Source organism: Viridibacillus sp. d25.2 (assembly GCF_055456015.2).
In genome coordinates this window covers 2,200,860-2,223,325 of sequence record NZ_CM196652.1, presented here as the reverse complement: position 1 = coordinate 2,223,325, position 22,466 = coordinate 2,200,860, and the positions used below count along the sequence as shown (strand labels likewise).

The window sequence follows — 22,466 nt, the reverse complement described above, 5'->3', positions numbered from 1 at the left end:
TAATTCTTTAACTATAAAAATACTATTCTTTGATCTACTCTATTATGATAGTATTCGATATATTAATTAGATAATTTGATATATATGTGTAAACATTTTGGAGCAAGTTTAGCCATAGCTTTTTCTTCGATGCCGTTAATTTCCGTTCCGGCGGACGCTTTCCTGGGGACGAACCTTGAGCCTCCTCGTCGCTAACGCTCCTGCGGGAAAAGCGAGACAGACGAGACCCTGCAAGAGTGTAGCGACGAAGCGGCTCGGCGCTCGCCCGCGGAAAGCGAGCGGTAATCTTCGGAAAACTTGATCTATCTTGTTTAAAAATAAAAAGCCTGTAGAAAACTCGTTTTTTCGAGTTTGTCTACAGCCTTAGCTAAACAAGGATATATAACTTTGAAATGGGATTAAAAGAATTGTTTTATAAAGTGAACTGGATTTAAAAATTCTCCAGTAGCCTTTTTTATTTTTTCATTCCAATGTAAAGAAGCTCCGTATTTAAAGAAATTTTCTTTTAAATAATTACCTACTTCTGGTTTGAATAGATCCGGAGAAATATTTTTTTCAATATAATGTTGAAGTTGTGATGCTGTTAATTCACCTAATAGATAGTCTTGATAAGAGACTGGTGCTAATGAAAAGTGCATTTTTGATGCCCAGTCGGGATAACTTGTATCTTCAGGAGGATTAACAAACTGTATTTCCTTTACAATCTTCCACCATAATTTATTTAAGTCCTGTTCCGGATTTTCGTATAGGGCCCTTTCGAAAAAGACAAAAGTGATTATCCATCTTGCAGAGACTAACATTTGACGTTGAAGCATTTTTTCAATAGCAGGAATTTCACCTCTTAATTGTTCTTCTGTTAAATCCAGAAACCGCATTTGCCACGCCAAAGTTTTATTCATCCTTCCGAAAAACAATGCAATGGCTTCAGTAGTTAATGAATGTGAATGGAAACGTAAAATAAAAGGTAAATTATGATCAATATATTTAAAATAAGCAGCATGTCCGAACTCGTGTAGTAGAGCAGTTGCCCAAAATACACTTTCATCCATGTTCACTAAAACTCTTATGTCCCCTTTACGGTCAACATTTGTACAAAATCCGAATGGGTTTTTATTCTCACGTGGGTATAAATCACTTCTTTGAATAATATCTTCAATATCTAATCCCATAGCATTAAATGTTTTATTAACAACCTTTTCTAAATCCTTACCTTCATAAAATTTGTCTAAATCGACTCCACTAACGGGAGGAGCTTCTTGAAAAAACGGATCAACATAATGCCAAGGGCGTAGTTCTTCTATTTGAATATTCATTTTTTCTGCCCGCTCTTCGTCTATTTCACCTTTAATTTTACGAAACGGTTCATCTGATAGGTTTTTTAAGTGTTTAAATGTATTAAATACCGTATCGATATCCAATTCTTGGGTTGCTAAACTCATCTGATAAAAATTAGCAAACCCCAATGCTTGTGCATCTTTATTCCTTTTATGTATTAATTTCAAGAGATTTTTTTCAATTTCTTTTCCCACTTGTTTACTTGCAAGCCAAGCTTCTTTTCTTTGTTCATTTTGATTGCTGTTTTTAAGAATCTCCAGCAACTCATTGTTTGTTACTTCTTTCCCCTCCAACGTAGGTCTATACGTGTTAAATATTTGTGAAATATCTTTTTCAAGCTCTAATGTTTTAGCCACTTCACTTTTATCAAGTTGATTTTTAATTCCTTTATTATATAAGTCGCCTAATTGGCGAACTTGAATGGGTGTAAGATTGTCCTCCTCTTTAAATGATAATATCTTTCTAAATGTTTCTTGCTCAGAAAAATTAGCAAAATAATCGCTTAGGGCTCTTTCGTGTTTTTCACTCCACTCTTTTTTGCCTGTTGTCGCAGACATCCAATGATTAATTAGAACTGGTTTATAGAGTGTCTCCATACTTTTATTTTGTTCGATTAAAAATTCGTTTATATCTTGGAATGACATTGGGTTTGTAACCTCCTTAATATAGTTAAAATTCTAAACATCAAAATTATAACATATATGGATTTTATTCTATTCAACTAATCTGTTTTATTAACTTAACAATATTATTACTAGACAAATAAGCATCGTTATTTTATAGTAGTTAGTAATATAACTACTTTACAAGGAGAGGAAGTTAATGGAAGAGAAAGCTATAGAGGAATTGCAAAAACTTGGCTTTTCTAAGTATGAATGCAAGGCTTACATAGGCTTGTTAAAGAGCCCGTCTATTACAGGATATGAACTTAGTAAGCAATCAGGCGTGCCTAGATCAATGATTTATGAAGTATTAGGGAAATTGCTTGATAAAGGGGCTATTCAAACAGTTCCATCAGACCCCATTGTTTATGTACCAGTTAATCCTAAACAACTTCTCACTAGACTTAGAGAAGAGTTAGATACGTCGTTTGAATCGTTAGAAGAGTCATTAAATGCACTAGAAAGTGATCAGAAAATTGATGTTATTAGTAGGATTTTTCACTTCGATCACATCGTACAAGAAATGATTTCGATGATACGCAGTGCAAAAAAAGAGATTTGGTTATCGGCTTGGTCACACATTTTGCCGAAGATTGAAGTTCCTATTCGAGAAAAGGAAAAAGACATTCCAGTCTTTGCAGTTCTTTTCGGTGCGGAAGAGGTTTCTTTCGGTCATACATATCATCACAACTATATGCCTCCAGAGATTGTCAGTGATAGAATGGGTGGTTACTTAACGATACTTATTCGAGACAACGAAGAAGCCTTGATTGCAAAATTTAGTGCCCGTGGATCGGAATGGGCAATTAAATCACAAGACCCTGCGCTCGTATTAGTGGCAACAGAATACATTCGACATGACATCATGGTAGAAGAAGTCATAAGTGCGTATGGACCAGAAAAGTTGGAGAAACTTTGGAAATCTAGAGAAGATCTAATCCATGTTATGACAGGTAAAAAGCGTCCTGAGTAAGGCCGTTTTTTTTCACGAAAAACATAGTAGTTATAATTACAACTACTAATAATGAGAGGAGTTTTATTATGAATGCGCATTTAAAATTCGCTGCATCAATGGTTATTTTCGGATCTATCGGATATTTTTCTGTAAAGACAAATTTGCCGTCAATTGAGTTAGTATTCATTCGTTGTCTTTGTGCAAGTCTTCTTTTAGGATTTGTATGGTGGCTTGGACGACGAAAAAGAGCGGAGAAAAATCAAGAGCCTGCCCTCAGAAAAGAATATTTATTTGCTGTGTTATGTGGATTCTTTCTTATCGTAAATTGGGTCTTTTTCTTTCGATCTTTTGAATTAATGCCTATCACAGTAGCTATCTCTATATATCATTTAGCACCTGTTCTTGTACTTTTACTTGGTTCTCTATTATTTAAAGAAAAAATTACTCTCCCCTCAGGCATTGCGATTGTTATTTGCTTTATAGGAACGTTACTCGTCGGAGGAATTCAGCAACACTCATCATTCGATGATTTCTTATCAACAGGCGTTCTGTGGGCGTTTGGAGCAGCATTATTCTATGCGCTAACAACCTTAACAGGAAAAGCCATTCGTACGCTCGATCCCATTTTACTCACAGTTATTCAGACAAGTCTTGGTGTTGTAATGTTATTACCATTAATAGATTGGTCTAAATTTAGCCAGTTGAGCGTTGAGAACTGGGGATATATTTTATTAACTGGATTTGTTCATACAGGATTTGTTTTCTACTTGTTTTTTAGTAGTCTAAGAAGCTTAAAAGCACAAACCATTGCTATACTTGTTTTTCTTGATCCAGCGGTGGCAATTTTGTTGGATGTGCTACTTACAGGTTATCATCCTGATACATACCAGATCCTTGGGATACTACTAACATTTTTAGGTATGGGGTATGCTTTTAAAAAATAGCACATGCAATTATTGTACATGAAACGGTATAGAAATCCATTGCTCACTTAACTAGTAAAAACACAGTAGTTAGTAAGTTATCTTCCCTACCTCTTGATAATTCTATATTTCAGTTATCACCGTCGATATCCTTTCGATTTTACTTACATAAAATAATGTAATCGTCGAACTTTTAGCGAATATGAATTCACATAATTAAAGATTTATTCTTCTTGTAAACAAGAATCACCAATTAACCGTAATCAGGTCTTATTTTTCGGGAACGACAATATAGTTCATATTCCGAACATATCGTATTTCACAGAACAAAATCATTTGGTGTATTTTTGTAAATATGGAAAATATCTCATTTATAGTAATGCGTTACATATTTGCAACATAAATAATATATATTGAGGAGGGATAGTATACGAAAAAAGTTGTGTTTAGTTGGAAAATTTTCTTATTGATTTTGCCGCTTGTGTTATTGGGACTAAATGTAATTAATTTAACGACTTGCTCTGCTTTCATTGCAGGAGCATTAATTAATTTAGCTGGTGATTTATTTAAAAGAACTCGCAATAGTGAAAGTAAATCAATTTAATATTAGGAGGATATTTATAAAATCACAAAAGTATTTATTATTATTCGGTTTTTAGTTGCTGTTTTAATTCAACCTTATTCAATTAATATGAGTAGTTTTACTAATTTAACAAGTACAAAATATGCCTCAGCAAGTGAAAATGTATAAAAAGAAGGGGCTGTCTAATAAGTCCCTAAAATAAAAGTTCCAAAGAAAAACGTACTGTTTTTCTTTGGAACTTTTTTCGTTTTTCTCTGTTTTGGTGAAAATAGCTGGAGGATTCCAGCTATTTTCAGTAAATTGTGGGCCATTGCCACAATGCCGTACTCCGTTCTCACTTTTTCTAAACCTCGAAGTGAGAATCGACGAAACGACCGATTGCCCTTGATATGACCAAATACACTCTCTACCTCGATTTTCCGTCGAGCGTAAATTTGTGCGTTTGGTTCTGACCAAAGGCTAGTTTGTGCTTTTGCTTTGAGTTCTTCATAAACGGTATTGTAGTGAATCTGTCGATTCCCTTTAGATTTTGAACATTGTGCTTTCAATGGGCAATCTGTACAATCTTCACATTCATATATTTTGAAGTCTCGTGAAAAACCATATTTATCTGTACGTGTAGAATAACGTTTAAAAAGTACTTTTCGATTGTTAGGGCATATGTATGTATCATCTTGTTCGTTGTAAACCCAGTTACTTGCATGACGAATGTCTTTTTTATAACTTCGTTTTTGTTCACTTAAAAATGTGCCATAAGGAATCAATGCCTGAAATTCTTGGTCCATTGAATAGAGATAATTGCTTTCACTTCCATAACCGGCATCTGCTATGACGTTTTTTGGGAACGGAACGGATGATTTTTTCAATTCTTCCAAATGTGGAATAAAGCATCGTGTATCAGTTGGACGTTGATGCAGAGTATAAAAAAGAATGAATTGATTTTCTGTTGCCATTTGTATATTGTAACCCGGTTTTAATTGTCCATTTTGCATGTGATCTTCTTTCATCCGCATGAATGTGGCGTCGGTATCCGTTTTAGAATAGCTATTGCGCTCACCGAATAACTGTTGTTGGTATTCATACTTTTCAAGGCGTGGACGAAAATCTTCACGAATTTGCTTTTTGAGTTTCTTGGATTCGCTTAACTTTCTACGTTTTTCCTTTCGGGCTTCTGGTTCTGTTTCATCTTGGAATTCTTTGGTTTGCTTGCTGATTTGGCGTGTAAGAATCTCTTCTGCTTGTTCTAGCTTCTCTTTTGGCGTAATAGAGGACTGGTTGTCCTCACTCACGATAGAGCATTCATCCCCTTTTACGACAGATTGAATAAATTGATAAGTCTCATCAATTTTCTCTTTCAGTTTTTCTTCAAAACGAGTTGTTGCTTTTTTCCATACAAAAGAATACTTATTAGCGTTAGCTTCAATCTTTGTGCCATCTAAAAAGTAGTTTTCCATTGTTATATACTTTTGTTCGATAAGTTGATGAATCATTTTTTCAAATAATAGTTGAATTCGTTCAACCATAAACGATGTTCTGAAACGGTTAATTGTACGATAATCTGGTTTTTGCATCGCAGCTAGCCACATTGCTGGGAGATTTTCATTCAGTAATTTGGCGATTTCTCGGCAAGAATATACTTTTTGCGAATACGCATAGAGAAGGACTTTTACCATCATTTTAGGATGATATGCACTGCGACCACCACCTTTGTATGGTTCGAAGAAGTATTCATCGTCTATTCCTTCGATCATTTCATCCACTACTCGCGCAATATGATTAATTGGAATAAGGTCTTGAAGATCGAAGAGGCATATACTTTGTTGGTTATTATATGGAATGAATGTAGGGTTTTCATTTTGATTTCTAGAAACGAGAGTTTCTTCTCCAATTTCTAGTGTAAGCGTTGTTTGAGTCATGTTATAATTTTCGTTAGTAGTCTTTGGATTGCTCATAAAAAATCGCCCTTTCCGTAATTGTTTGTTTTGTCACTTACATTTTACAAGAAAAGGCGATTTTTTTGTATTTAAATTTAAAGAAATAGGGCTGCACTCAAAAGTCGGTTTTCACCGACTTTTGGGACAGCCCCTTTTTTTGAGCTATTTATGATGTTTAATTATTGTTAAGAAATGTGATAGAAATACCGTTTACAATTTGCATAATCAACAAAGCTATTTCTACCCACACACATTTCCACAATAAAACTACTCGATAAATCCCTTATCCATATATCGGTAATATACTTCACTTATGATTCGTGTTACGATTTGTTGCCCATCTAGCAGCTATACTACATTCTATATAAAACTACTTTTGTTCCTCTACAATAACTCCATCAAATGCAGATTTATAAATCGCAAAGATGTCTTCTTTTAACAATGGTAGTGGACTTCTTGCTAGAATACGCTTTTGTTCAATCGCATCATTTGTAAGTCCTTCTAAAGCATCTTCTGTAATATTGAAGCCTTTTAAAGTAGATGGAATGTTAACGTCCTCTACAAGACGTTTTAACTCAATCACACATTTATATGATGCATCTGTTTGTGAAAGATTTGTTGTGCTAAAGCCCATTACTTCATATATATCTTTCATACGTTTTTCACAGCTTTGACGAATATAGCCCATTACATATGGAAGAAGTACGGCATTTGAGTCACCATGAGCAATATGGAATTGACCTCCGATTGGATAAGCTAATGCGTGTACTCCTGCTACGCCTGCATTAAAGAAGGCAAGTCCTGCTAAATAGCTACCATAACTCATATCTGAACGAGCTTGTTTATCGGTACCATTTTTTACAGCTGTACGAATAGAATTGCTTATTAAACGAATTGCTTGTAGTGCTAATGCATCTGAAACTGGACTAGCAAATTTTGAAATATATGCTTCAACTGCATGTGTAAGTGCATCGATACCTGTTGCAGCAGTAATTTTTGGTGGTAAAGAAATTGTTAATGCTGGATCTACAATGGCCACATCAGCAAGTAAATAATCATGTGCAATAACATCTTTTGTTGTTTCTAATGATAGCACTGAAATATTCGTAATTTCAGATCCAGTACCTGATGTTGTTGGCACAAGAATGGTTGGAATCCCTTTTGATTGAATTTCCTTCGTCCCAGTTAAATTTAAATAGTCTTCAACTTTACCTTCATGAGTAGCTAACACACCTGCAATTTTTGTTAAATCTAATGCACTACCCCCACCAAGACCGATAACTAAATCGAATTGATGCTCTCTCGTATATGCAACAACTTTTTCACCAATTGCTAATGGTGGTTCAGGTACAACTTCAGTGTAGATATCAACTTCTATACCTGCTTTTTCGAGTGGTACAACTATATTATTTGTTAATCCTAGTTCTTCTAAGAATGGATCTGTTACTAGGAGAATTTTTTGCGCATTAAATCGTTTAACTTCTTCTTTTAAATGTTCTAATGATCCCCAACCAGTATAGCTAATTGGTGCAAAAGTAATTTTTTCAGACATTGCAATCGCTCCCCTTTTTATTGATTCCAAACTACAAGTTTTGTTTCGGTCATTTCATGAATGGCGTATTTCAGCCCTTCTTTCCCAGTACCACTTTCTTTGACACCACCATAAGGCATTTGGTCAATACGGTAAGTAGGAATATCGTTGATCATAACTCCACCAACTTCTAATTCTTTCGAAGCTTTAAACGCTGTCTTGATATCGCTCGTGAAAATACCTGCTTGTAAACCGTAGTTTGAGTTGTTAATTGCTAGAATGCCTTCTTCAACTGAAGAAATTCTGTTCACAATAACTACAGGTGCAAAAACTTCTTGGCATGAAAGCTTTGCATCTTCTGCAACATTTCCCAAAATCGTTGGCATGAAAACATCATTTTCAACTTTACCTCCGATTAATACTGAAGCACCTGCTTCCACTGCTTCATTTACCCAGTCAGTTGCACGTTGTTGTTCTTTTTCATGAATCATTGCAGAAACATCGGTTATTAAATCTAGCGGATTACCAATGACTAGCTCTTTTGTTTTCTCAACAAATTTAGAAATGAATTCTTCCGCAAGCTCCTCCATTACATAAATTCGTTGTAGTGAAATACATACTTGACCTTGATTTGAAAATGCGCCACTCAGGCATTTTGAAACGATTTCATCAATATTGACATTCTTATCAATAATAAGGCCTGCGTTCGATCCTAATTCTAATGCCACTTTCTTTAATCCTGCTTTATTACGAATACCAATTCCTACGGACGGGCTACCTGTAAAGGTAATCATGTTAACTTTATCGCTCTCCACTAATGCGTCACCAACTATTTTACCCCCACCAGTTACTACATTAAATGCACCTTTTGGTAAAGCAGTTTGATCGATTAATTTCGCTAAAAACAATGCTGATAGAGGTGTTTGTGATGCTGGTTTCAAAACAATTGTATTACCAGCGGCAATGGCCGGCCCTACCTTATGTGCTACTAAATTTTGCGGAAAGTTAAACGGTGTAATAGCACCAACAACTCCAATTGGCTGCTCAATTGTGTATCCTAAACGATTCACACCATTTTTGGCAGCATCCATTGGAATCATTTCTCCAGTAAGACGTTTTGCTTCTTCAGCTGCAAATTTATAAGTTTCAATCGTACGATCAATTTCGCCCAAGGCATATTTCAAAGGTTTTGCAGCCTCAATAGAAATAATTTCAGCTGCTTCTTCTCTATTTTCGATAAATAATCTCGTAATATCTTCAAGAATAGCCGCTCTTTCATAAGCAGTTAGTTTAGCCATTTTTTCTCTTGCTTCGTAAGCAATATTGATAGCCTCTTCTACTTCTCCTCTAGTAGCCTGTGGAATTTTCGCAATAATCTCTTTTGTATGTGGTGATGCTAAATCCGCGTATTGTCCTGTTTTTTTCCATTCACCGTTCATATAATAACTTTTTTCCATAAAGCAAAATCTCCTTTTTTAAGCATTTTCTTTATTTTCTTCACTATCTTTAACAAAAGTATTATCCACTTCACCTTTGAAGAAGTCTTTCCCGTAAATGAGTAAGCATAGAAGAATTCCTACTGCAAAGCCCCAAGCTGCTCCTTTAATACAAAGTACTGCACCAATAACACCTGAAACGCCCAGATCACGTTGACTTCGAGCTTCAAGGACACCAACTTTAACACTTAATGAACCAATACCTCCGAAGAACGAGTCCATCGCTTTTCGGCCTTTTTTGAATCGTTCTACAGTGACAACTTGCATCGCTGCCCACAATGGTCCACACATTGATACATCTGGTCCAAGAATACTCATAGCGGAGTTACGAATACCAAAAATCCAATGAGAACGATTTGGATTTAAATCAAGCTTTTCATCTGGTCTAACTACTTGCCCTTCATCTATTAATGCTTTTGCTTGTAAAACATCACCGAATAATACGATGTATGCCGCGATTACTGTTGGAATAGCTAATAAAAATGTTTTCAATGGTGGCAAACCTAAGCCAAACACTGTATATTCATTCCAAAGTTTTATAAAATCTGGTTTTGAAAAGCCCCATTCAATTGCTGGCCAAGGTGCTTCCCCAAAGATTGGTGCAACAAAAACTGCCAACAAAATAACAGGCAATACCCCTAACTTACCAATGAAACTTAATATACTATTCTTGTTTTGCAAAATAGAAAATTGTTTAGAAAATAATAAATAAAATCCAATACCAACAGCGATTGTGATTGTCCATGGGAATGAATCAAATTTACCGCCTACTTGGAATACTGAAATAATCGCTGCAAATCCCGCCCCTAAAATAATGCCAGATTTCATTGCAGGTGGGATAATACGAACAACTTTTGTTGCTAGTCCAGTTGCACCGAGTATAAGTGACATTATCCCAAGTGTCATTTGGAAGGCTATGAGGGCATGTATTCTATCAGGTCCCTCTGGAAATTCTTGAACATACAATACAAGTAACGGAATAGCTGGTGTAATCCAACCTGGTACTACAGGATCCCCTAATAGATGGTGTAATAAATAAAATAATCCGTTTAGCATTACAATTGCTAAAGCCACTTCAAAAGGCATCCCTAATACTTCTGTCATTAATGGTATTGCTGAAAGATCTACTGCACACATCAATAGCCCTTGCACATAATCTGGCCATTCAAATTTGTAGTGAATGAATGGAAGCCTAATTTTGAATGGTCCAGCTGGTATATACGGTGACTCTTCCCCATACTTCCGTTTTTTCCATAGCATGAATCATTTCTCCCCTTTGCTTTCTTTATGTATCCCCTTACATGTTGAAAGAAATTAAAAAATCCAACACATATCAAAATACTAAACTTAAATGAATACGTAACCATTTCATATCAAAAATAAAAGTTAACCGAAATGGTTACGTATTCATTTTGTTAAATAGAAAAGATTCAATCTTTTCTTTTAGCTGTTGTATTTCTTAAAAAGACTTTAACAGATTCAGTTATTTGAATGCAAGTACTTTTTTCTAGCTCGATCATCTCAATAAGCTTTTCAATCGCCAGACGTCCTAAGTTATTCTCTGTAATACTCCCTACCGTTGTCAATTGCATAGCTCCATGGTTACTCAAGTCCACATTATCAATTCCAATTATGCTAATATCTTCTGGTATTTTTAATCCAGAGCTTAAGGCATTATTCATTAAATTAAATGCTACTGAGTCTGCCCCACTACAAATGGCGGTTGGTTTTTCTTTACATTTCTGCAACGTTTCAAACGCCTTTTGAATATCATTTTTAGATGAATCTGTATGGAAAATATATAAGGGATTCTCAATAATTCGATATTTTTTCAAAGCTTTTTTGTATCCTTCAAAGCGATTTTTAAATGTACTCACCGTTAAAGGACCTCCAACCCAGGCAATATCTTTATGGCCAAGTTGTATTAAATGCTCCGCAGCTAAAAAACCTGCCTCTTCATTGTCAATTTCTACAAAGAGTTCTCCATTTTTATGTTTACGGTTATACGTTATAAATGGAATAGACATCTTTTTTAATCTTTCAAAAATCGGGTCATCTAATAAAATGCATGACAAAATCATGCCATCTACTTTGTTTTCAATTGCTGATGAATATGCTTCCGAAAGCTTTTTATCATTCACAAAGTGAACATTAACTCGATATCCATTTTCGTTTGCATAGTTAACAATTGCAGTTGTAGTATCTACAAAGAACGGATTATGTAATGGCCCTGATAAAAGCGTGATGACACCAGTTTTTTTCTGTACTAGTGAGCGAGCATTTGCATCTGGTACATAGCTTAATTTTTCAATTGCTTTTAATACTTTATCTTTTGTTTTTTGCTTTACTAAATCAGGTGTATTTAGTACTCGTGAAACAGTCGTTTGTGAAACTCCTGCATGTTTGGCAACATCTTTTGAAGAAACCACTATCATTGCCCCTTTTCCTTTAATTTCTCTCTTAAATATACATGGAAAACGGCAATTCAGTAAAGTTTTCTAGCAATTTGTTTGTTATATGAATTCAGATAATACGTAAAAATTTCAATCTAAAATTTAAGATTACTATTCTATTTATCTACCAAAATCGAAATAAAATATAACAGTTTGCATATTTCTAATGAATTGCAAACTGTAAATTATACCTTTATGTCTTTTATAGCTCATTTCCCTACAGTAAACCCAACTACACGATTATTATCTTTTTTAATCAAAACTTCTGGTAAACCAGTAGAGACATGTGATTTATCTTTAAAAGTTACTTTATATACTACTTGCCCAATATCTTTTGGTTTTGAAATTCCATCTGATGCATTGACTAAATAGTCAGTAATACTAGCTGTTTCAACTTGGATAGTTTCTGAGGTTCCACAATTATTTTTGATAAGATAATCTTTTGCTACTTGAGTTACATTTATTTTAATATCATTTGATAATTCAAATGACACCTCAATACGCTCTTCATCACTAGCACATCCGAATAACATGATTGATAAGCAAAAGAAAACGATGGTATTAATCTTTTTCTGTTTCAATAAAGCTCCCCTTTTTTTAAACGTATTTTAAACAAAGTCAAAAAAGCTGATGTTACCATATTTTTTACAGATAATTAAAATATTGATAATTACTTATATTAGAATATGCTTCAATAGTTGATATCATATGTATAAAATTATTGGAATATAAAAGAGCAGCGACATAATATCGCTGCTCAATAAGAAATTACAATTTTTCCACCTTGTTTTTTATAAAAATTTTTATACCAGTAGGCCATTCTGTATTTTCATAATGCGTTACTTTACAATAATACGAACCATCTTTTATATCAAAATGACCTTGATCAGTAAAATATTGTTCTCCAAGTCGAATATTTATGCTTTTGTTACCTCTTGAATCTGTAGTATAAACAGAACAATTCCCTTTAGTGACTCTTTCATACGATATTACCTCTTTTCGATTAATCCGGCCGTTACAACTATCGTATTAAAAAACACATCTGTACCTATACAGATGTGTTGAGCATAAATAGTTATTTCATTTTTTTAATTAAGCACGTTATTTGAAAAAGATGTCTATTGCATTAAGGTTACTTTAACTAATATGAATGTCTGTTCCATACTGAAGCAAATTTAGTTTCCTTGCCACAGATTGGGATGCAAAATTATCCCACGAAGTGCTATATAGAGCAATTCGCCCTTGTTTTTGTACCTCTGCTGCCCAAGCATTTGTAACATCTATACCGTATCCTCTACCACGATAATCTTCATGTGTGTATACACTTGCTTCGTCTGCTTTTGTGGTCTTCCTAGCACTACAGCAAATCGAAATGGGTATATTTTCTTCAACTATTACAAAACAAGGTTGCTTATACTCAAAATCCTCAAATGTATATGGAAAATAAGGCTTTAACATTTCTTTATTTTCATGAGTTACTTGTATTGCTTGTGCATCCGCCCTATCTCTTACATCTGGAAATACATATGCAGGGCCTATCCATATATTATTTATTTGACGGTCACTACTTAAAACATTAATTACTTCCCCTAGTTCAACACCTGATTTCGTACCTATTGCCTGCTCTAACTTCTCTACAAGGCCCTCATCCAGCGTATTGGAATATCTTACTAAACTTCCCAAGTTAGTGCCTCCAATGAAAATTCTTGGTGCAACATCGTATGGTGGTTCATTTATGACTGTTACTCGATTTTCAAAATCATGTTTAAATAACACATTCACATGATGTTCCATTAATTCTATTTCGGATAACATAAACATCCCTCCATAATTAAACATGCCAAATTAGGCTCGTTTTTGTCTTTGAAAAAAACTTTTTTATTTCTCTCCCCTTCTAATTGAAGATGAAAAGTGAGCTGTCTGTACTTTAGCTCTAAAAAAAGTATTGCTAGGTCGGATAATAGATTGTCATACTTAAGCGTGTTAAAGTGTCCCCCGAATTATGATATTTGTGAGGTCTGTCAGCCTTAAATCTGATTGAGTCACCACTTTTCAAAATATAACTACTGCCACTTACACTAATCGTTAATTCTCCATCAAAAACAGTGATGAATTCCTCAGTCCCCTCCCTATGAGAATCTGAACTTAATACCCCATCTTTATCAATTTCAACAGAATAAACTTCGAAGCTTCGATCATCTTGGTAAGGAAAAGAAGGATATACTCTATACCTTCCATTGTCTTCAGATAATACTTCAATTTCACTTTTTAAAATAACTTTTGTATCTGGTTTGGGATTATTTATAAGGGATGTAAAGGAAATCTTTAGTCCATTAGCTATTTTCCAAATAGTTGTAAGAGTCGGACTTGACTCTCCTCTTTCTATTTGCCCTATCATCGTTTTACTAACACCGCTTAATTGAGATACCTTCTCCAAACTTAATTTTTCCTTCTCTCTAATAGCTTTTAAATTTCTTGCAAGAATAAGTTGTATTTCCTCCATAAACTCACCTCAATTTACATGTACAATATAACGACCATTATGTATAATAAAAAGCATTACGTTATATTGTTTATTTCGGACATTATAACATACAAAGTAAAAGGGAGGTCTAAAAATGCCTATATTTTCATTTTTATTATTTGTTTTTATTTCCAGCTTTACTCCAGGTCCCAATAATATCATGGCGATGGCGTTAGCGAATAAACATGGTTATAAAAACACATTTAGGTTTTGTCTAGGAGTAGGTGTTGGATTTTTTGTCATCACATTATTGTGTAGTTTTTTAAATAACATCCTTATAAGTGCTCTACCAATAATCGAACTTCCTTTGGCAATTTTCGGTGTAGCTTATATGTTATATTTGACTTATAAAATCCTTACTAGTAGGGATCTTGACAGTGAAAATGATGATGGTAAAAGTAAAGGTTTCTTCATAGGTATCTTGTTACAATTTGTAAACCCTAAAGGTATTCTTTTTGGAATTACAGTAGTATCAACTTTCATTCTCCCCTATTACACTTCATATGCCAGCTATCTTCTTTTCTCATTATTTTTAGGACTGGTTGGTTTACTAAGTACATTTAGTTGGAGTCTATTTGGTTCAATTTTTCAAAAACACTTATTACAATACAGACAACAATTTAATATAGTAATGGCAGCCTTATTGCTTTATAGTGCTTTTTCAATTCTTGTCAAATAGTAGAAATTTAATAAGAAAAAAGGCGACCTAATTCGGTGCTTTTTTGTTCATGTTCAATTATTAAACAATTCCTGTAACAAAATCTTTTACTACTAATGTAGTCTTTAGAAGTTAGCTCTGAAAATTGTTGAATAAGCTTTACAGCTAAAGGATTACCTTCATTAATCACATAGGCGAAGAAATTATTAAAAGCATATCAAGTGTTTACTGATGACAGTAACATCTTTTTTTAATCCGATTGATCAAAACTATATAGGCGACTTTTATCGTGAACGCGTATTAAAGATTAATGTATCCACTATAGAAGACGAAAAGTTTATTATTTTTAGAGATTACGAAACAATTCCTCCAAGACATTGTTTCGTAATCTTTTTTTATATAATTTTTGTATAAAACAACATATAAAACAACACCAGCTATCATATTCCTATTATTGTATTTACTTACAAAAATAATTAATCATTTTTACTCCAATTACTTTGACAGGCAGAGTAATGTTTGTTAACATTACTCTATCAGGTAGAACAATAATATCTAAGCAGGTGACTTATGGTTAGAAGTGATATCATTCGTGGACACTTGGATTCAATTATTTTACGGCTGTTTTTGGAGAAAGATCGATATGGATATGAAATATCTCAGGAAATTAGTTTACGTACAGATAATCGTTTTCAAATCAAAGAAGCAACTTTATACGCTGTGTTTCAACGGTTAGAAAAAAGAGAACTTATTGAAGCATATTATGGGGATGTCTCTCATGGTGGAAAAAGAAAGTATTACCGCATTACCACTTTAGGAAAAGCGTATTTAAAAGAACTAGTAAGTGAATGGACAGAAGTGAAGGAAATTATCAACTTGTTTATGGAGGGTTTAGAATGAAGAAAATGAAAAATCATATTGATGAATTATTTAAGGACATTCCTAGTAATAACGAAACCGAAATGGTTAAACAAGAGATTATGCAAAATCTTGAAGAGAAAGTGTTCTATTTAATGGATCATGGAAAAGAAGAAGAAGATGCCATTAATAAAGCCATTGTTGAATTTGGAGATATTGAAGAGTTAAAAAAAGAACTAGGAGTGAAACAGCCAGAGATGAAAAACATGGCTAAATTAAATTTAGAGTTCTCTATTTGGGGAAGTAGCTTAATAATTGTATTTTTTGTATTTATCAACTTCTACTATACCCCAGATACAATTTGGGCAATATACCCAATATTCGCTATATTATGGTGGCCACTTTCAATGTATTTCGTATGGTCACGTAAGCAATAAGGAAAGGAGAATAGATAATGAAAAATTATTTTAGTTTTGCCGTAGCTGGTAGCTTTATGACCATGTTATTTTTAGGAATTACTAATTATATAACATCACCGAATGAGATTTGGTTTATTTATCCATGTTTCCTACTTTTACTCTGGCCTATTACCCTTTATTTTATGTTTAAGAAATTATATAAACAATACTCTCTTATCTGTAGTTTCATGTTAATTTCTTTCCTTTTAATTGAAAATTATTTATATTCACCAAACCATTTATGGTTTATATACGCTGTTTTCCCAATCATATGGTGGCCAATTCTCATGTTTTTAGAGGAAAAAGCTAAATCAATAACAGTTGCACTTATTGGCAGTTCCATTACCATTATTTATTATTCAATATTAAATATTACACTTTCTCCCCAATATCCTTGGGCGATTTACCCTGCATTCCTAATAATGTGGTGGCCATTAGCTTTATATCATGCAAAGAAAAAAACTTCCGTTGCATTCTCTTTTAATGCAAGTATACTTATTAGCATCTTTTTTATTACTGTAAATGTTGTTTCTTCACCAGGGACAATATGGGCTATTTACCCAATCTTTTTGGTGATGTGGTGGCCTCTTTGTATGTACTTTTATGTTTACAAAAGGAGAAGATATAAAGGTATTAATGAGAATTAGGCAACAGTTGTGAAAAGCATAAATATAGTAATTTAACATAAAAACACTTATACAAACCCCAACATCGATATTGGGGTTTGTATTTCACATTCTTATTACTATATGATTAGCCATTCCCCCACTACCCTTAGGGGTTTTATATTTAGGCAGTATCTCAAAGATCGTTATGATATTTCACGAATCGAAAATTTAACTAAATCACCTTTGTTGCTAGTAGTGCAGATGAAGTTGGTGTTAAGTAAATTTCTGTTGCTATCAATCCACAATGATTTAGCCAATATTCTCTAACTTTATCTGGCTTACCTTTCCATTCATCAGGAAATTGCTCTTCAGGAGTAAAATCGTCCATAAATAACATTCCTCCGATATTTAATGTATTGAATAATAGCTCTCCTTCAATCGTTTTTGCAGCAGCTGCATCGGCAAAAATAAATTGAAAAGGACCTTTTGCAATAACCTCTTTCCAATCCCCACAAATAAATTCCGCTTGGTTATGTCTAATATGATTAGCAGTAGCATCAATTTTTTCTTTTGAATTATCCACCGTAATAAATTTTACTGTTGGAGCAATGGATGAAAGTATCCAAGAACTCCCTACACCAAAACCAGTTCCAACCTCAAGAATTTCCCCTTGTGTTATTTGTCCAACGAGAACTGATAATAGTCTTCCAGCTTCATCTGAACAGGAATTTTCAAAGTCATTTCTTTTAGCTAATAACTTGCTAGCCTGAACTAATTCTGGCATATATGTATTCGAACGATATAAAGTAGACATTATAATTAACCACCTTCATTATGATGATTTACATCTTATATTCGATGTCTCTTCTTTAGAAACCTGCTCCGTTAGTGCAATAAAAATTCTATTTTAATGCCTTTATCCTTCAGTTTCGTAATCATTAATGATTACGTTTATAATATTACATTGTTCATCTGCGACTGCTTTGTTAGATTGTTTATAATAGTCGTAAGTTATTAAAGCCTTCCATAAAGCCCAACCTCTTGCTCTATTCCAAGTTTCTTCATCAAAATTCAATGCATTCTTAAATGTCTTTCTGCTTCTATCATCAAAAAATGTCCAAGCCATTGCAGCATCGCAAGAAGGATCTCCTACTCCCAATATCCCAAAATCAATAACCGCACGTAATTTACCATTTTTAATTAATATATTTCCTGGGGCTATGTCGCCGTGGATCCAAACTGGTTCACCAGCCCACTTTGAAATTAATGCCGATTCCCAAATTTCTTTCAATAGGTGTTTATTAAAAGTAGTTACATTATTATTAATGGCATCTCTACATTCATCATCATATACAACAATATCACCGCCTCTATAAAAATTATGTTCCCCTGCTAAGGGACCTCCACTAGCGTCAATAGATTGTAATTCAACTAAAAACCCCCCAATTCATTCGCAAATTGATTCGGATCATCTAGATTTTCTATAGTTAATATCTCTCCATCTAGCGTATTTGTTGACTGACCAAGGATATGGGTAATTCTCACTTGGTTCTCCTTTAGCTAATGGTTCAGATATTGGTGTAGAAAGATGCTTGGCTAAAATGGGTAACCATTTCTGTTCTTTTTCAACTTTGGGTGCATAGGCTTAATCACTTGGTAACCAAACGCTCATACTGTTGCCTAAGTGAAAAGTTTTATTATCATTCCCACTTTTTTTAACAGGCTTAATTTCCAAATTAGACCACTCTGAAAATTGGCTATTTATTAACTTCGAAACTAAATTTACGTCGATTTTTATCATTTAATTTCTCCCTTTAATTTGATTACATTTAATTTACCATATACTTACTACTACAAGGATGTTAGTGATTCTAGGAAGTATTTTATTTACAACAAGTATATTTAAGTAATTTGGAACAAATATTATACCTGTTGCAAACCCAAAGGAGGTGGATAAAATGAACGCACAACGAGCAGAAGAAATTGCTTCTTTACAAATTATGGCTAATGTAACCTATAATGAGGAAAGTGTCTACATTGAGCACGTGGACAAACAAAATGGAACAGCTACAATCCATCCCCTCGATGAACCAAATAAAAAACAAAGTGTTTCTGTAGCCAGCTTAAAAGAACAGTAATTCCCTCGATTCAATAATAAACCTTCACTTTCGGGTGGTGGTTTATTATTCTATAAAATTCAAGTCCCATCTTATTAATCAATCTAACCCCTTGTTGAACTATCCTCCCTCGTTAAAAGAAAAAAAGAGCTGCTTGAACAGTTCTATGCTCTTCTACTAAAGCACCCGTTCGTATTATTAGGTCAGCCAGAGCATTAGGCCATTATTCTTTAACGATATATTCAATTGTAAAGGTTAACCAACCTTCTATATAATCAGCCTTAATTGTTCCACCATGGAGCTCTATAATTCTTTTAGAGATGGCAAGTCCAATTCCAGACCCTCCATCTTCCTTTCTTGCCTTATCACCTCGATAAAAGCGTTCAAATAATTTATTAACGTCTTGTACTTGTAAGTTCTCTACTTGATTGGATATAGACAAAATAGTTTTTATGCCCACTTTATGAAGATCTACTTTTATAATGGAGGGTTTCATGCTGTATTTTATTACATTCATTAGAAGATTATCATAGACACGCACCATTTTTTCAATATCCATCGATACGTGTATATCTTCTTCAGTTATTGATTTTTGAATGTCCAGACTTTCCTTTTCTAAAATTGGAATGTATTCTCCTATTATTTGTTCTAATAATCTTCCTAATTCAACTTCTGTAAAGTTTAATTTTAGATCAGGACTTGTAAGTTTGGTGTATTCAAATAGTTCATTAATAAGTTTCTTAAAGTTTTGTGATTTAGAATAAATAGTTTCCAGATAATCATATAATTGTTCATCATCTCTATATTCTTTTTTTTTCAATAAATCTATATATCCTATGATGGACGTTAAAGGTGTACGCAAATCGTGTGAAATATTTGTAATAAGTTCGTTTTTTGCACTCTCTATTTGCCTCTCATATTTGAACTTATTTTCCAATTCTTTTGACATATAGTTGATATTCGCGGCAAGTTGACTTAACTCATCATTACCCTTAATTTCAATAGTATTACCCAGTTTTCCATTTGCAATGGCTTGAACACTCTCTATAATATGTTGAAGGTATTTTATTTTTTTTCGGATCATTACTAAAAGACATATAATAAAAATTAACATGACAGCAGATATCCATAATAAATTAAATAGCGTCACATCATTAGGATTTTCAATAAAATACCCCATAACATATGGTAAAATGCTACCTACAATTATGACTGAGATCATAAAGCTAATTGCTATTACTGTAAGGAGTTGAACACTTAGTCTTTTACTCCTCATATTTTATACCCTACTCCCCAAACGGTTTTGATGTAAATAGGATGTTTCGGATCATCTTCAATTTTGAATCTGATTTTTGTAATATGAACCATCACAGCGCTATCAGATTTAAAGAAGTTTTCCTTCCAAACAGCTTCATATATTTTCTCAACGCTTAGTACAATGCCCTTATTACGAGCTAGAAGTTCAAGGATATCAAATTCTTTAGGTGTAAGCCTTACTTCGCTATTATTAATCCATACTTGATGGGTATCTGTATTTATGGTTAAATCACCAATTCTAATTACACTCTTATTACTTTCTGTTTCAATATTATATTTTTTATACCTTCTGAGTTGAGATTTGACCCTGGCTATTAATTCTAACGGGTTAAACGGTTTGCTTAGATAATCATCTGCACTAGAAGATAGACCTTGTATTTTATCGATATCCTCGGATTTAGCTGATAGCATGATGATAGGCATATTACGTTCTTCCCTAATTTTCATACATGCCTCGATTCCATCCATTTTAGGCATCATAATGTCCAAAATAATCAAATCAAAATGATGGACTTCCAATAACTCTAATGCTTCTAGTGCGTCGCTCGCCTTGATTATTTCTAGTCCTTCATTTTCTAAATAGATAGAAATTAGATTTCTGATTTCTGGATCATCATCAACAATTAAAACCTTTCCATTCAAACTTATTCACACCCTCTATAAGATTTCCCCAAAAGGCCATATTATTTTCTACAACGGAATACATATGCTGGGGGCATATTTCTATACTCACTTATTATATTAATATGCTTAAAATAGTGACTAATAAAGCCTTTCTTAAATAGCGTATATAGGAAAGTAATAAAAGTCCCATTTTTCCTTAACAGGTTTTTGAATTTTTTTTTAATAGCACTTGATACACTTTTTGGCAAACTTGCAAAAGGAAGACCCGAAACTACATAATCGAGATATGGGATATTAAATTCCTTTGTATACTTGTCGATTTCCTCAGCAGAACCATTAATAATGATTAGATTCTTTTCGTTCTTATACTCTTCTTTTAATAATGTACAAAATTCTTTATTACTCTCAATCAACATGACAACCGTATGTTGAATTCTGCTTTTAATAATCATATTTGTAAAGACTCCTGTACCTGGGCACAATTCTACGATGTATTTTGCATTATGGAAATCAATACTATCTACCATTTTTTCCGCAAGATAATTTGAACTTGGCAAGACTGCACCAATTTCCCTTGGATTTAATAAATATTGAAAAATAAAACTGAAAGATTTCATGTTCACTACCACTCCATAGGTTTGAATTTTTCTACGGCTTTAGAATACATTTCAAACCTAAAGAAACAGTAGGAAAAATACTTAAGAATCCTTACGATCTTTAAAGTACATAGTGATAAGTTTTATTTTCCACTTTCTCAATTCCCGTGGAACCGCATATACTTCTATGTTTTTATAAAATGTTCAGTTTATACCTTTTCAACTAATCTGCTCCGTTAGTTGAATAAAAAAAGAGCTGTTTGAACAGCTCAAAAATTAGTTGAACAAAGTTACATTAGTTCAGGTGTTATGTTTTTCGAAACATTTTTGGTTGATGTTTTCCAAAACCCTTTATCAATTCTTTTCCAAAAATAGTTATAGTTTTTTCCCACGGGTGTCCTAAATATCCCCATTCAAAAGCCTTATGAATAAAGAAGTAATAGTCGCCATTTGGGAATATCGGTACTTTCCATTCTTCTAATTCGTTTTTTGGAAATTCTAAATGGGCATTTATCCATTAACATTCATGCTGCCAATCTAATGCATAAATATATTCATCTATTGATGTAATTTCTTGAAATACAAGTAATGCTTTTTCTTCCAATTCATCATAGGCATTCAAACCTTCATATTCACCAAAGTAGTGTGAGATATCGTAGGTAATAAAAGGAGTTGGTACTTTAAAAGATGGATGGGAAATTGGTAGTACTTGGTTCAAATTTTAATACGTCAAATATTTTATTCCACACTTTTTCATCCTCTACATCTGTTAGTTCAAGCCAGTTTTTCATTCGAATCACCACCTCCTATAGTATCGCCTATTATAAAATTTCT

At 33.5% G+C, this 22,466-nt stretch carries 20 protein-coding genes and 2 pseudogenes; 7 read left to right on the top strand and 15 right to left on the bottom strand.

Features of this window, described 5'->3' with window-relative positions; genetic code table 11:
• Positions 1 to 398: 398 nt before the first annotated feature.
• Positions 399 to 1,979 (bottom strand): M3 family metallopeptidase, encoded by a 1,581-nt coding sequence (locus ACZLO7_RS11265; protein WP_511261413.1) that lies wholly within the window; start codon positions 1,977 to 1,979, stop codon positions 399 to 401.
• A 178-nt stretch (positions 1,980 to 2,157) separates the two neighbouring features.
• Here ACZLO7_RS11265 and ACZLO7_RS11260 point away from each other — a divergent pair, with 178 nt between their 5' ends.
• Together ACZLO7_RS11260 and ACZLO7_RS11255 are read left to right on the top strand one after the other, a co-directional pair.
• Positions 2,158 to 2,970, top strand: a complete 813-nt coding sequence (locus ACZLO7_RS11260) for a TrmB family transcriptional regulator (RefSeq protein WP_464940965.1) — start codon at positions 2,158 to 2,160, stop codon at positions 2,968 to 2,970.
• A gap of 68 nt (positions 2,971 to 3,038) precedes the next feature.
• Positions 3,039 to 3,896 (top strand): DMT family transporter, encoded by an 858-nt coding sequence (locus ACZLO7_RS11255; protein WP_464940966.1) that lies wholly within the window; start codon positions 3,039 to 3,041, stop codon positions 3,894 to 3,896.
• Between the two features lie 744 nt (positions 3,897 to 4,640).
• Here the strand turns inward: ACZLO7_RS11255 and ACZLO7_RS11250 are convergent.
• From ACZLO7_RS11250 to ACZLO7_RS11215, 8 genes are all read right to left on the bottom strand, one after another.
• Entirely contained in the window at positions 4,641 to 6,410 is a 1,770-nt protein-coding gene (locus tag ACZLO7_RS11250) for an IS1182 family transposase (RefSeq protein WP_511261412.1), read from the bottom strand.
• Between the two features lie 352 nt (positions 6,411 to 6,762).
• Positions 6,763 to 7,944 (bottom strand): iron-containing alcohol dehydrogenase, encoded by a 1,182-nt coding sequence (locus tag ACZLO7_RS11245; protein ID WP_464941301.1) that lies wholly within the window; start codon positions 7,942 to 7,944, stop codon positions 6,763 to 6,765.
• Positions 7,945 to 7,961: 17 nt separating this feature from the next.
• Positions 7,962 to 9,380 carry an aldehyde dehydrogenase family protein gene (locus ACZLO7_RS11240; protein ID WP_464941303.1) on the bottom strand — a complete coding sequence of 473 codons (1,419 nt, stop codon included), beginning with the start codon at positions 9,378 to 9,380 and terminating at the stop codon, positions 7,962 to 7,964.
• Positions 9,381 to 9,398: 18 nt separating this feature from the next.
• Positions 9,399 to 10,679, bottom strand: coding sequence for a hypothetical protein (locus tag ACZLO7_RS11235; protein ID WP_464941304.1), 1,281 nt, complete (start codon positions 10,677 to 10,679; stop codon positions 9,399 to 9,401).
• Between the two features lie 170 nt (positions 10,680 to 10,849).
• The gene (locus ACZLO7_RS11230) at positions 10,850 to 11,854 is read right to left on the bottom strand and encodes a LacI family DNA-binding transcriptional regulator (protein ID WP_464941305.1); all 1,005 of its coding nucleotides are present in this window, start codon (positions 11,852 to 11,854) and stop codon (positions 10,850 to 10,852) included.
• Between the two features lie 227 nt (positions 11,855 to 12,081).
• On the bottom strand, positions 12,082 to 12,453 hold the full coding sequence (locus ACZLO7_RS11225) for a hypothetical protein (protein ID WP_464941306.1): 372 nt from the start codon (positions 12,451 to 12,453) through the stop codon (positions 12,082 to 12,084).
• A 556-nt stretch (positions 12,454 to 13,009) separates the two neighbouring features.
• Entirely contained in the window at positions 13,010 to 13,687 is a 678-nt protein-coding gene (locus ACZLO7_RS11220; RefSeq protein WP_464941307.1) for a GNAT family N-acetyltransferase, read from the bottom strand.
• A gap of 133 nt (positions 13,688 to 13,820) precedes the next feature.
• Entirely contained in the window at positions 13,821 to 14,375 is a 555-nt protein-coding gene (locus tag ACZLO7_RS11215) for a helix-turn-helix domain-containing protein (RefSeq protein ID WP_464941308.1), read from the bottom strand.
• 115 nt (positions 14,376 to 14,490) lie between these two features.
• On the opposite strand from ACZLO7_RS11215, the gene ACZLO7_RS11210 reads away from it, so the two are divergent.
• The 4 genes from ACZLO7_RS11210 to ACZLO7_RS11195 all read left to right on the top strand — a co-directional run bounded on the left by ACZLO7_RS11210 (position 14,491) and on the right by ACZLO7_RS11195 (position 17,017).
• The gene (locus tag ACZLO7_RS11210; protein ID WP_464941309.1) at positions 14,491 to 15,075 is read left to right on the top strand and encodes a LysE family transporter; all 585 of its coding nucleotides are present in this window, start codon (positions 14,491 to 14,493) and stop codon (positions 15,073 to 15,075) included.
• A gap of 549 nt (positions 15,076 to 15,624) precedes the next feature.
• A complete protein-coding gene (locus tag ACZLO7_RS11205; RefSeq protein WP_200747843.1) occupies positions 15,625 to 15,954 on the top strand; it encodes a PadR family transcriptional regulator in 330 nt (109 codons plus the stop codon).
• Entirely contained in the window at positions 15,951 to 16,349 is a 399-nt protein-coding gene (locus ACZLO7_RS11200; protein WP_464941311.1) for a permease prefix domain 1-containing protein, read from the top strand. Before ACZLO7_RS11205 ends, ACZLO7_RS11200 begins: the two co-directional genes overlap by 4 nt.
• A gap of 17 nt (positions 16,350 to 16,366) precedes the next feature.
• Positions 16,367 to 17,017, top strand: a complete 651-nt coding sequence (locus ACZLO7_RS11195) for a hypothetical protein (RefSeq protein ID WP_464941313.1) — start codon at positions 16,367 to 16,369, stop codon at positions 17,015 to 17,017.
• A gap of 193 nt (positions 17,018 to 17,210) precedes the next feature.
• Here ACZLO7_RS11195 and ACZLO7_RS11190 read toward each other — a convergent pair whose 3' ends face one another.
• The gene (locus ACZLO7_RS11190) at positions 17,211 to 17,792 is read right to left on the bottom strand and encodes an O-methyltransferase (protein ID WP_464941314.1); all 582 of its coding nucleotides are present in this window, start codon (positions 17,790 to 17,792) and stop codon (positions 17,211 to 17,213) included.
• A gap of 102 nt (positions 17,793 to 17,894) precedes the next feature.
• Positions 17,895 to 18,779: pseudogene (locus ACZLO7_RS11185) on the bottom strand (aminoglycoside phosphotransferase family protein).
• Between the two features lie 157 nt (positions 18,780 to 18,936).
• On the opposite strand from ACZLO7_RS11185, the gene ACZLO7_RS11180 reads away from it, so the two are divergent.
• The gene (locus ACZLO7_RS11180) at positions 18,937 to 19,116 is read left to right on the top strand and encodes a small acid-soluble spore protein H (RefSeq protein ID WP_464941316.1); all 180 of its coding nucleotides are present in this window, start codon (positions 18,937 to 18,939) and stop codon (positions 19,114 to 19,116) included.
• Positions 19,117 to 19,318: 202 nt separating this feature from the next.
• On the opposite strand, the gene ACZLO7_RS11175 is transcribed toward ACZLO7_RS11180, so the two are convergent.
• The 4 genes and pseudogenes from ACZLO7_RS11175 to ACZLO7_RS11160 all read right to left on the bottom strand — a co-directional run bounded on the left by ACZLO7_RS11175 (position 19,319) and on the right by ACZLO7_RS11160 (position 22,423).
• On the bottom strand, positions 19,319 to 20,371 hold the full coding sequence (locus ACZLO7_RS11175) for a HAMP domain-containing sensor histidine kinase (protein WP_464941318.1): 1,053 nt from the start codon (positions 20,369 to 20,371) through the stop codon (positions 19,319 to 19,321).
• Complete coding sequence (locus tag ACZLO7_RS11170) at positions 20,368 to 21,054, bottom strand: response regulator transcription factor (RefSeq protein ID WP_464941319.1); 687 nt, start codon at positions 21,052 to 21,054, stop codon at positions 20,368 to 20,370. Before ACZLO7_RS11170 ends, ACZLO7_RS11175 begins: the two co-directional genes overlap by 4 nt.
• 41 nt (positions 21,055 to 21,095) lie before the next feature.
• On the bottom strand, positions 21,096 to 21,653 hold the full coding sequence (locus ACZLO7_RS11165; protein WP_464941320.1) for a class I SAM-dependent methyltransferase: 558 nt from the start codon (positions 21,651 to 21,653) through the stop codon (positions 21,096 to 21,098).
• Positions 21,654 to 21,939: 286 nt separating this feature from the next.
• A pseudogene (locus ACZLO7_RS11160) lies at positions 21,940 to 22,423 on the bottom strand (DUF2716 domain-containing protein).
• Between the last annotated feature and the right edge of the window lie 43 nt (positions 22,424 to 22,466).